Here is a 10,650-nt window from a genome sequence, read left to right as displayed (position 1 = left end):
GCCGGCCGCAGGTTCGGGCGCCGCAGGAGCGGGACCGAGATGGGAGGGGTGCGGTCGCTCAGCGGGCCCTCAGGCGCCGCACGACGGTGTCGCCGGCGAACTGCACCAGACAGACCAGCGCGATCAGGATGGCGATCACCGCCGCCATGACGGTGGTGTCGAAGCGCTGGTAGCCGTAGCGGATTGCCACGTCGCCGAGCCCGCCGGCCCCCACGGCCCCGGCCATGGCCGAGGCACCGATCATCGAGACGACGGTGATGGTGAAGCCGCCGATGATGCCGGGCAGCGCTTCCGGCAGCAGCACATGGCGCAGGATGTGCCACCGCCGGCAGCCGATGGATTGGGCCGCCTCGATCAGCCCGGCATCCACCTCGCGCAGCGAAACCTCCGCGATGCGGGCAAAAAACGGCGTGGCGCTGACCGACAGCGGCACGATGGCGGCCCACACGCCGATGGTGGTGCCCGTTACCAGACGGGTGAACGGAATGAGCGCCACCAGAAGCACGATGAAAGGCACGGCGCGGAAGCCGTTGACGACCGTGCCCACCAGCCGGTTCGCCCGCGGGGCGGGAAAGATGCCGCCGGGGCCGGAGGTGACCAGAAAGAGCGCCAGCGGCACCCCCGCGACAACGGCGATGCCGGCAGAGGCACCCACCATGAACAGCGTATCGAGAAAGGCCTGCCAGAGGCGGTCAATCATCTGCGGGGACATAGCCGATCACCTCAACGTTGGCGGAGAGCCGCCGCAGCCGCTCCGTCAGGTCCGCCGCCGGTCCGCCCCCGATGGCGAGCAGCAGCCGGCCGACGGCATGGCCCTGAATTTCGTCGACACCGGCCTGCAGCAGCCGCACCGGCGTGCCGGCGGCGGCCGCCAGAGCGGAAAGGTCCGGCTGCGTCTGGCCGGAAAAGGCGATCTGCACCACCGCCGTCGCCCCCGGCACCGGCGCCGGCAGCAGCCGCGTGGCAATGCGGTCTGGCAGGCTGGGCGTCAGCGGCTCCAGCAGGGCGCGGGTGGCATCGTGTCGGGGCTGGCCGAAGACCTGCCACACCGGCCCCTTCTCTGCGATGCGCCCTTTCTCCAGCACCACCACCGTGCTGCAAATCTCGCGGATCACGCTCATCTCGTGCGTGATGAGCACGATGGTGATGCCGAGGCGGCGGTTGATGTCGCGCAGCAACCGCAGGATCGACAGCGTCGTTTCCGGGTCGAGCGCGGAGGTGGCCTCGTCGCAGAGCAGGATTTCCGGCCGGCTGACCAGCGCCCGGGCGATGCCGACACGTTGCTTCTGCCCGCCGGAGAGCCGCGAGGGATAGGTCTGTTCCTTGCCCTGAAGCCCGACGAGGCCGATGACCTCGCTGACCCGCCGGTCAATTTCGGCCTTCGGCACGCCGGCCACCAGCAGCGGCAGCGCCACGTTCTCCCGCACCGTCTTGGCGGCGAGCAGGTTGAAGTGCTGGAAGATCATGCCGATGCGGCGGCGCAGCGCCACCAGACCGTTCTCGTCGAGCGAGCCGATCGGCTCGTCGTCGATCAGCACGCGGCCGGAAGAAGGCTCTTCCAGCCGGTTGATGGTGCGCAGCAGGCTGGACTTGCCGGCACCGGACCGGCCGATGATGCCGAAGATGGCGCCGGCGGGGATCTCCAGTTCGATCCCGTCCAGCGCATGCACCGCCCCGGCCGACGACAGGTAAGTCTTGGAGACGGCCTCGAAGCGGACCGAGCCGGCGGCGCGCTGCCCGGCGCCGGCGATCGGAATGGCGGAGGCGGTGCCGGTTGCTGCGCGCCCCGCCGGCGCTCCATATCCCAGTGCCAGACCGGTCATCAGTTCTGCCACGCCAGAATGTAGAGCTTGTCGCTGTTAGCGAAGGACTTGTGGATCTGCGCCTTGACCGCATCGGAGGTCTGGAAAATGCGGACGAATTCGCGGATCGTCGGGTCATCCTTGCGGTCTTCCTTCGTCACGAAGCTGACCGCGAACAGCTTGTCCTCGACGCCGGAATAGAGCAGCCCGCTGGTCGGGTCGAACGTGCCGGCGGCCACGATGAAGTGCGGATAGCCCTGCGCCAGATCCACGTCACCGGTGATGCGCGCCAGCTGCGGGCCTTCGACCTCGGTGAACTTCAGGTGCCGGGGATTTTCCGTGATGTCGTCGACCGTGCCCAGAAAACCGACGCCGTCGCGCAGTTTGATCAGGCCCGCCTTCTGCAGCAGCAGAAGCCCGCGGCCCTGATTGACCGGATCGTTGGCGATTGCCACGGTGCCGCCATCGGGAATTTCCGCAAAGCTCTTGTGCTTCAGCGAGTAGAGCCCGAGATTCTGCAAAATGCCGGCGCCGACGACCGCAAATTTGTAGCCTTTCTGCTTCTCGGCATTCTCCATGAAGGGCCGGTGCTGGAAGAAATTGACGTCGATGTCGCCGGCATCGAGCGCGACATTGGGTGTCGTCCAGTCGCTGAACTCGATGACCTCGACATCGATGCCCTTCGCCTTGGCCTCTTCGGCGGCGACATTGACAGCGTCGGCGTAGGCCCCCGGCACCACGCCGATCCTGAGGTTCGCAGCCTCTGCGACCAGCGGGCTGAGCGACAGCGCCATGGCGGCAAGCAGCAGTCGGGCGAATTTCATCTCTTGGACTCCGAAGATGTCAGGCTCACTGGAGCCAGGGAAGCGTGTAGAGCGCTGCGTTACCGGCAAAGGAGGCGTCGATGCGTTTGCGCACGGCCGGCGATGTCTGATAAAGCGAAATAAAACGCGCGATATCCCCGTCATCGGCCCGGTTGGTTCGCGTAACGAAGCGGATGGCGAAATACTGATCGCTGACGCCGGAGTAAATCAGCGCCTTTCCGGCGAAGTCGCTGCGCCCGGCATTGACATAATGGGCGGGATAGCCCTGCGCGAGATCGACGTCGGCGATCGCGCGAACCAGCTGCGGCCCTTCGATTTCCACGAAGCGGAGATGGCGCGGATTTTCCGCGATGTCGTCGAGGGTGGCCTTCGCGCCGATGCCCGGCTTCAGGCGGATCAGGCCGGCAGCCTCCACCAGAGCAAGGCCGCGACCCTGATTGACCGGGTCGCTGGCCACCGCCACCGTGGCCCCGTCGGGAATGTCGGCCAGAGCGGTGTATTTCTCCGAGTAGAGGCCGATATTCGGCAGAATGCCGATGCCGACACTTTTCAGGCTGAAGCCGGTTTCCCGCACGACATTGTCAAGAAAAGCCTGATGCTGGAAATAGTTGACATCGAGATCGCCGTTGTCGAGCGCGCGGTTGGGCATCGTCCAGTCGCTGAACTCCACCACCTCGACATCAAGCCCCTGCGTCCGGGCTTCTTCTGCCGCAACGTGGATGGAATCGGCCAGTGCGCCCGGCGTGACCCCGACCCTGACCCCGGCCATGGCCGGGAATGCGGCCAGCATGGCCAGCAGCACGGCCGCCGCAGCGGGCAGGCGGCGCCGCAGCGGGCCGGGTGCAGCAGTTGCAGGGCAGCGTGCCGGCATCGTGATCGCTCTCCGGTGGATGGTTCCGTCACGCGCGTTGCAGAGCCGGAACAATGGCGCCGCCGCACCGCCATCTTAACTGGCAGGCGTCGGCTTTCACCGGAGAGTAGGATTTCTGATGTGCTTTCTGGAACGGAGCGTATTCTGAATATGAACGCACTTACGGTGAATTATTCTATCAAACAGTCGTTTTGACAGAAATTTGCCCGACCTGAAACGGATGGCTGTACGGGGCGGGGTGCCAGGCCATTTCAGCCTGCGGATGATGGCGGGCCCGGTGTCGCCGGCGCCGGCGCTCGTCCGGCTGGCGGCCGAGGCAACGCCGTTCCACTCGCCGCCATGCCGTGCCTCCGCACCCGCTTCCTCCCGAAGACACTTCCCCGGCCGGCCGCCGATCGCATCGCCGCTGTGTCGCAACCGCGATCGCGCGCCCGGCCCCAACGCCGTTCTGCTGCCCTGCCTGTCAGAAGAAGATCATTTCTGCATCACGGTGTGCCTGTGAAATGGGCATTTCTCGACCATCCGTGGCTTCCCCGGCATGATTGAGCCTTACCGGACGGAGAGATGCGGGCAACGCCCGCCGGGCCCATTCAGGCACGGGTGTCTTTCCGCCGGTCTCCGGGAGAGTGAAGGGTGATCTTTTTCAGGCTGCAGATGCGTTGTCGTTGTCGCCGGCGTTGTTGCCGGCACGGCTGATCGCCCGCGGGCAGCCTCACGCGCAGGTGGTCGGACCTGCCGGGCGGCCTCACTTAGTCCGCTGCCACAACGGCAGGGGCCCTGCGCGCCGCCGCTTTCCGTTCGCCTCCACCGTCAGCCATTCAGCGCCGGACCGCCGCGCGGTCCGGGCTCCTCCGGCCGTCCGATTTTCAGGGGAAACCGCTTTCATGATTGCAGAGAAACAGTTCCGTGCGGCCACCGGGCCGGCTGCGGTGCCGGCCGGCGGGCTCACCCGCCGCGCCCTCGGGGCCTTTGCTCTCGCGCTGCTCGCCGTCACGACGCTTGGCGGCAGCATCGGCAGTGCGCGGGCCGAGGACAAGGCCGTGAGCGTCGGCATCATTGCCGGCGAGGACGAGGATGTCTGGCGCGTGGTCACCGAGGAGGCCGCGAAGCGCGGGCTGACGGTGAAGACGGTCGTGTTCTCCGATTACACCCAGCCCAACGAGGCGCTTGAAAACCGCGAGATCGACGCCAACGCTTTCCAGCACAAGCCCTATCTCGACAACCAGATCAAGACGCAGGGCTATCGCATCGTGCCGGTCGGCTACACCGCCGTCTGGCCGATCGGGCTCTATTCCCGCAAGTTCAGTTCGGCTGAGGCGCTGCCGGAAGGCGCGGTTATCGGCATTCCGAACGATCCTTCCAATGAGGGGCGCGCGCTGCGCGTTCTGGAGGGCGCCGGCCTCATCAAGCTGAAGCCCGGGACCGGCATTCTGGCCACGGTGGCGGATGTCGAATCCAACCCGAAGAAGCTGCAGATCCGGGAACTGGATGCCGGCATCGTCGGCCGCTCGGTCGACGATCTCGACGCGGCGGTCGTGAACACCGACTGGGCGTTCAAGTCGGGCCTCAACCCCGCCACCGAGCGCATCGCGCAGGAGCCGCTGGCCGATAACCCCTATCGCAATTTCATCGCGGTGCGCGAAGGCGATCAGAACCAGCCGTGGGTCGCGGTGCTGGTCGCCTCCTACCAGAACGACGCCGTGAAGACGGCGCTGGAGAAGGCTTACAAGGGCACCGGCATCCCGGCCTGGTAAGGCCGGCCGCCGCCGGATCGCAGCATCCGCCACGACCGGCCCGGTCCGGCCCGCCCCGCGCGGTGCCGGACCGGGTCTGTTTCACGAGGGCATCTCTCATGACCGCCACCGCACCCTCCGGCAGACCGGCCGAAGCCGTCGTCACGCTGGATAACATCTCCCGCCGCTTCGGCGAGACAACGGCGCTCCGGGGCCTGTCGCTGACGGCCCGTCGCGGCGAAATCGTCGGCATCATCGGCCGCTCGGGGGCCGGCAAGTCGACGCTCATCCGCTGCATCAATGCGCTGGAGCGGCCCGACAGCGGCCGTGTGCTGATCGGCGACCGCGATATCACCGCCCTCAGCGGCCGCGCGCTGCAGGAAGAGCGTCGCCGCATCGCCATGGTGTTCCAGCACTTCAACCTGCTCTCCGCCAAGACGGTGGCGGAGAACGTGGCACTGCCGCTGAAGATCGCCGGCTGGCCGCGGGCGCGGCGTGCGGAGCGCGTGGCCGGGCTGCTGGCGCTGACGGGGCTTGCCGAAAAGGCGTCGGCCTATCCGGCGCAGCTTTCCGGCGGCCAGAAGCAGCGCGTCGGCATTGCCCGCGCGCTCGCCGCCGATCCGGTGCTGCTGCTGTGCGACGAGGCGACATCGGCGCTGGACCCGGAAACGACGCAGTCCATTCTGGCGCTGCTGCGCGATATCAACCGCCGCCTCGGGCTAACCATTCTCATCATCACCCACGAGATGGATGTGATCCGGCAGGTGGCCGATCGCGTGGCGGTGCTGGATGGCGGACGCATCGTGGAGGAAGGGCCGGTGTGGCAGGTCTTCGCCGCACCGCAGGCGCCGACGACGCAGGCGCTGCTGGCCAACATGACGCCGGCGCTGCCGCCCGATCTTGCCGCCCGCCTGCGCCCGCCGGGGCAGGGCCGCGGCGCGGTCGTGCTGCGGGTGGATCTCAAGGGCGAGGGGGCCCGCGCACCGCTGATCGCGGCTCTGTCGGGAGCGCTCTCGGTGCCGGTCAGCCTGCTTCACGGCGGCCTTGCCGAAGTGCAGGGCGTGGCGCTGGCCACCGCCTTTCTCGCGCTGCCGGCCGTGACGGCCGATATCGCGGAAGCGGCCGTGCGCACCAGCGCGGCGGCGGAAGACCTGCTTGCCGTCTCGGTTCTGGGGCATCTGGAGGCCGGCGATGTCGCCCGTGCTGCTTGATCTCTTCATTCGCTCCATCGGCGAAACGCTGGTGATGACGCTCGCCTCCGGGCTGATCTCGCTGGTCATCGGCCTGCCGCTGGGGCTGGTGCTGACCACCACCGGCAGCGGCGGCATCTTTGAGGCACCGTGGATCAGCCGGGTGCTGGGCGCCGTCATCAACGGCTTCCGCTCGGTGCCGTTCATCATTCTGCTGGTGGCGCTGATCCCGGTGACGCGGCTGATCGTCGGCACCTCGATCGGCACCGCCGCCTCCATCGTGCCGCTGTCGATTGCCGCCATCCCCTATTACGCCCGCATGGCGGAGGTCTCGCTGCGCGAGGTCGACCGCGATCTGGTGGAGGCGGTGCGGGCCATGGGCGCCAGCCGCCGCACCATCATCACCGATGTGCTGGTGCCGGAGGCGCTGCCGGGGCTGGTTTCCGGTTTCACGCTGACGCTGGTGACGCTGGTCGGGGCCTCGGCCATGGCCGGCGCGGTCGGGGCCGGCGGGCTGGGCGATCTTGCCATCCGCTATGGCTACCAGCGTTTCGAGACGGGCGTGATGCTGGCCGTGGTCGCGGTTCTGATCGCGCTGGTGTGCGGCCTGCAATGGCTGGGCGACCGGCTGGCGCAGCGGGTCGACCATCGCTGAGGCGCGCGGGCCGGGGCACCCGCGCCCCGGCCGCAGCCTTGTCAGCCTTCCTGATGCACCGGCGCCGTGATGACGCTTCCCGCCGGCACCGAGTGGGTCAGCCGCACGCTGGAGCCGATCACCGAGCCGGCGCCGATGGTGATGCGGCCGAGCAGCGTTGCGCCCGCATAGACCACCACGCCATCTTCCAGAATGGGGTGGCGCAGCGTGCCCTTGACCAGCGCGCCCTCGGCATCGGTCTCGAAGCGCCGCGTGCCGAGGGTGACGGAGTGATAGAGCCGCACGCGGTTGCCGATCACCGCGGTTTCGCCGATGACGACGCCGGTGCCGTGGTCGATGAAGAACTGCCGGCCGATCTGCGCGCCGGGATGGATATCGACGCCGGTGCGCGCATGGGCGAGGCGGGAGATGAACTGGGCGAGGAACGGCGCGCCGAGCCGCCTCAGTTCATGGGCGAGGCGATGGTGCCGCACCGCCACCATGCCCGGATAGCCGATCAGGATCTCCGCATAGGAGGTTGCCGCCGGATCGCCGTGATAGGCGGCCCGGATGTCGTCGGCCAGCAGGCCGCGCACGTCCGGCAGACGGGCGGCGAACGCGCGGGTCAGCTCTGTGGCGGCCTCGGTAAAGTCGGCCGGGTCGCGGCCGTCGGCGGAAAAGCACAGGGAGCGGCGCACCTCCACTGCCAGCGCGCTGAGGCTGCGGGCGAGCGTTGCGCCGACGAAATAGTCCACGCTTTCCGCTGTCAGGTCGGGCGGACCGAAATGGCTCGGAAAGAGGGCGGCCGTCAGGCCCGCGACGATTTCCTCCAGCGCCTGCCGCGAAGGCAGCTCCACGCCGGCGGCATGGCGGCGGATGTTGTGGCTCACGTCGCGCGAATGGCGCAGGGCGCTCACGACGGAATCGAGGTTCCAGTCTGCGTTGCCGAGGCCGGCCAGACGCGGATCGGGGCGGAACAGGGCTGCCGTCATGGGCGGGAATCCGGGCTGCAACGAAAGGGGGATGCCGCCGGCCGCAAGGCGCGGAACTCCGGCGGCAGCGCAGGCTTATTGCGCGGCGGCGCGGGCATCGCCGGCTGCGGCGCCGGTGCGGCCGAGCGCCTGTTCGAGGTCGGCGATAATGTCGTCGGGATGCTCGATGCCGATGGCAAGGCGCACATAGCCGGGTGTCACGCCGGTTCGCAGGCGGTCTTCCGCGGAGAGCTGGGAATGAGTGGTGGAGGCGGGATGGATCGCCAGCGAGCGCGCATCGCCGATATTGGCGACATGGTAGAACAGCTCCAGCGCCTCGATGAACTGCCGCCCGGCCTCCAGCCCGCCGTCCACCTCGAAGCCCACGAGGGCGCCGAAACCGCCGGTCAGATAGGTCTCGGCACGCCGCCTGTCCTCGCCCGTGGCAAGGCCGGGATAGATGACGCGCGTCACCCGCGGGTGGTTCTTCAGAAAATGGGCCACCTTTTCCGCATTGGCGTTGTGCTGGCGAATGCGCAGCGGCAGTGTTTCAAGGCCCTGAATGAGCTGGAACGCATTGAAAGGCGAAATGGCGGCGCCGATGTCGCGCAGCAGGGTGGTGCGGGCGCGGATGGCATAGGCGACCGGGCCGAGCGGCCGCACCGCTTCCACCCACACCGCGCCATGGTAGCTGGGGTCCGGCCGGTGCAGCAGCGGCTGGCGCTCCGGAAAATCCTCCCACGGGAAGTTGCCGCCGTCGACGATCAGCCCGCCGATGGAGGTGCCGTGGCCGCCGATATATTTGGTGGCCGAGTAGACCACCACCGCGGCACCGTGCTCGAACGGGCGCACGGTAAGAGGGGCGGCGGTATTGTCGACGATCAGCGGAATGCCGAGCGGCCGGCCGATCGCGGCGACTTCACGGATGGGAAACACGGCCAGCTTCGGGTTCGGCAGCGTCTCGGCATAGTAGGCCCGGGTGCGCGCATCGGTGGCGCGGCGGAAATTCTCCGGGTCGGAGGGGTCGACGAAGCGCACCTCGATGCCGAAACGGGCGATGGTGGCCGCAAACAGCGCCCATGTGCCGCCGTAGAGATCGGTCGAGGCCACGAAATTGTCGCCGGCTTCCGCGAGGTTGAGGATGGAAAACGCCGAGGCGGTCTGCCCGGAGGCCACGGCGAGCGCGGCAGCGCCGCCCTCCAGCTCGGCAATGCGCGTCTCGAAGGCCTCCTGTGTGGGGTTCGAGACGCGGGTGTAGATGTGGCCGGCCTCCGACAGGTCGAACAGATGCTCGGCGTGGGCGGTGTCCTGAAACTGGTAGGACGTGGTCTGGAAGATCGGCACCGCCACCGCGCCGGTCGACGGATCCCGGCGCCAGGTGCCGCCATGGATGGCGAGCGTCTCGGGTTTCAGGCTGGAACGGGACATGGCATGGCCTCCTTCGGAACGCCGCGCGGCGGCGCCGGTCAAGCAGGGACTGAAGCGGGAAGGCGCGGGACGCCCGGCACCGGGCGGCCGCGCCGTGTTCAGCAGGCGTCGTTCAGCAGACGCCTGCCGCAGCCGGCGCACCGGCCTCGATCAGGTCGGCATGGTGGCGGCGCGCGACGTCGGGGTGCGACCGCAGACGGCCCTTCAGGTAGTTGCGGCCGACCTCGTAGAACAGCGGATTGTCGGGCTCCTGCGCCGCGCCCGGCGCCTCGGCGGCCCGCTCCGGCGGCAGTGTCAGGTGCGGCACCACCGCATCGTGGTCGGCACCGAGGAAGAAGGCCACCGAAAGCCGCTCGCGTTCCGCCGCGGGGCTGACCACGCGATGCACCGTGGCCTTCAGATAGCCATCGGAGGCCATTTCGAGGATCTCGCCGATGTTGACGATGAAGGTGCCGGGCACCGGCGGCGCGGCGATCCACGCCCCGTCGATCTCAACCTCAAGGCCCGGCTCGGTATCCTGCAGCAACAGGGTGAGAAAACCGGAATCCTTGTGGGCGCCGACGCCCTGATCGCTGGTGCCGGGCCCGCGGCCCGGGTAACGGATCAGCTTCACATGCTGGTTGGGCGCGTGCGCATAGATCGGCGAGAACACCGTGCGCGGCTGGCCGAGCGCGAGGGCGAAGGCCTCCAGAACGCGGATGCCGAGCGCCGTGAGGCGCTCCTGCCAGTCGGTCACGACCGGCTTCAGCCCCGGCAGGGCCTCGGGCCACTGATTGGGGCCCTGCAGCCGCGCCCATGGCCGGTCCGCCGGCGCAGACGGGCGGCGCGGACGTTCGGAATTGAAGTCGATCTGCTCGCGCCAGTCCTGCTGGCCGCGGGTCAGCTCGAAGCCGGTGCGGGTGTAGCCGCGGAAATGCGGTGAGTTGACCATCTCGACGGCGAGCTTGCCGGCCTCCGGCAATGCAAAGAACAGCCGCGCGGCGTCCAGCACCCGCTCAGCCGCCTGCGGCGGGATGCCATGACCGCGAAGATAGAAGAAGCCGAACCGGCGCGCCGCGGTTCGCAGATCGGCCAGAAAGGCCGCCCGTTCGGCGGGCGGACCGTCGAGGCGGGCGATATCCAGAACGGGAAGACCTGCGACGGCGTCGGTCACGATCTCGGCTCCTTTGCCGGTTGCAGGAACGGCGTGTCTGAACG

At 68.4% G+C, this 10,650-nt stretch carries 9 protein-coding genes and 1 pseudogene; 3 read left to right on the top strand and 7 right to left on the bottom strand.

Annotated elements, in window-relative coordinates; all coding sequences use genetic code 11:
- Positions 1-58: 58 nt before the first annotated feature.
- Genes V7067_RS00825 through V7067_RS00810 form a run of 4 tightly spaced genes read right to left on the bottom strand, consistent with a single transcriptional unit; the run spans position 59 to position 3,497 of the window.
- The gene (locus V7067_RS00825; protein WP_334173967.1) at positions 59-712 is read right to left on the bottom strand and encodes a methionine ABC transporter permease; all 654 of its coding nucleotides are present in this window, start codon (positions 710-712) and stop codon (positions 59-61) included.
- On the bottom strand, positions 693-1,823 hold the full coding sequence (locus V7067_RS00820; protein ID WP_334173966.1) for an ATP-binding cassette domain-containing protein: 1,131 nt from the start codon (positions 1,821-1,823) through the stop codon (positions 693-695). Before V7067_RS00820 ends, V7067_RS00825 begins: the two co-directional genes overlap by 20 nt.
- Positions 1,823-2,626 (bottom strand): MetQ/NlpA family ABC transporter substrate-binding protein, encoded by an 804-nt coding sequence (locus V7067_RS00815; protein WP_334173965.1) that lies wholly within the window; start codon positions 2,624-2,626, stop codon positions 1,823-1,825. The genes V7067_RS00820 and V7067_RS00815 overlap by 1 nt, the downstream gene beginning before the upstream one ends.
- 25 nt (positions 2,627-2,651) lie before the next feature.
- Positions 2,652-3,497, bottom strand: a complete 846-nt coding sequence (locus V7067_RS00810) for a MetQ/NlpA family ABC transporter substrate-binding protein (protein WP_334173964.1) — start codon at positions 3,495-3,497, stop codon at positions 2,652-2,654.
- 884 nt (positions 3,498-4,381) lie between these two features.
- On the opposite strand from V7067_RS00810, the gene V7067_RS00805 reads away from it, so the two are divergent.
- The 3 genes and pseudogenes from V7067_RS00805 (at position 4,382) to V7067_RS00795 (ending at position 7,075) form a co-directional block, all read left to right on the top strand.
- Positions 4,382-5,251 (top strand): MetQ/NlpA family ABC transporter substrate-binding protein, encoded by an 870-nt coding sequence (locus V7067_RS00805; protein WP_334173963.1) that lies wholly within the window; start codon positions 4,382-4,384, stop codon positions 5,249-5,251.
- Positions 5,252-5,349: 98 nt separating this feature from the next.
- Positions 5,350-6,345 (top strand): annotated as a pseudogene (locus V7067_RS00800) (ATP-binding cassette domain-containing protein); the annotation flags it as partial.
- Between the two features lie 76 nt (positions 6,346-6,421).
- Complete coding sequence (locus tag V7067_RS00795; RefSeq protein ID WP_334173962.1) at positions 6,422-7,075, top strand: methionine ABC transporter permease; 654 nt, start codon at positions 6,422-6,424, stop codon at positions 7,073-7,075.
- A gap of 41 nt (positions 7,076-7,116) precedes the next feature.
- On the opposite strand, the gene epsC is transcribed toward V7067_RS00795, so the two are convergent.
- The 3 genes from epsC to V7067_RS00780 form a co-directional block, all read right to left on the bottom strand.
- Entirely contained in the window at positions 7,117-8,046 is a 930-nt protein-coding gene (epsC, locus tag V7067_RS00790; protein WP_334173961.1) for a serine O-acetyltransferase EpsC, read from the bottom strand.
- A 75-nt stretch (positions 8,047-8,121) separates the two neighbouring features.
- The gene (locus tag V7067_RS00785; RefSeq protein ID WP_334173960.1) at positions 8,122-9,453 is read right to left on the bottom strand and encodes a PLP-dependent transferase; all 1,332 of its coding nucleotides are present in this window, start codon (positions 9,451-9,453) and stop codon (positions 8,122-8,124) included.
- A gap of 112 nt (positions 9,454-9,565) precedes the next feature.
- Positions 9,566-10,606 carry a 2-oxoglutarate and iron-dependent oxygenase domain-containing protein gene (locus tag V7067_RS00780; protein ID WP_334173959.1) on the bottom strand — a complete coding sequence of 347 codons (1,041 nt, stop codon included), beginning with the start codon at positions 10,604-10,606 and terminating at the stop codon, positions 9,566-9,568.
- Between the last annotated feature and the right edge of the window lie 44 nt (positions 10,607-10,650).

It is taken from the genome of Pseudoxanthobacter sp., assembly GCF_036822375.1.
GTDB lineage: Bacteria > Pseudomonadota > Alphaproteobacteria > Rhizobiales > Segnochrobactraceae > Pseudoxanthobacter.
This window is presented reverse-complemented; position numbering and strand designations above follow the sequence as displayed.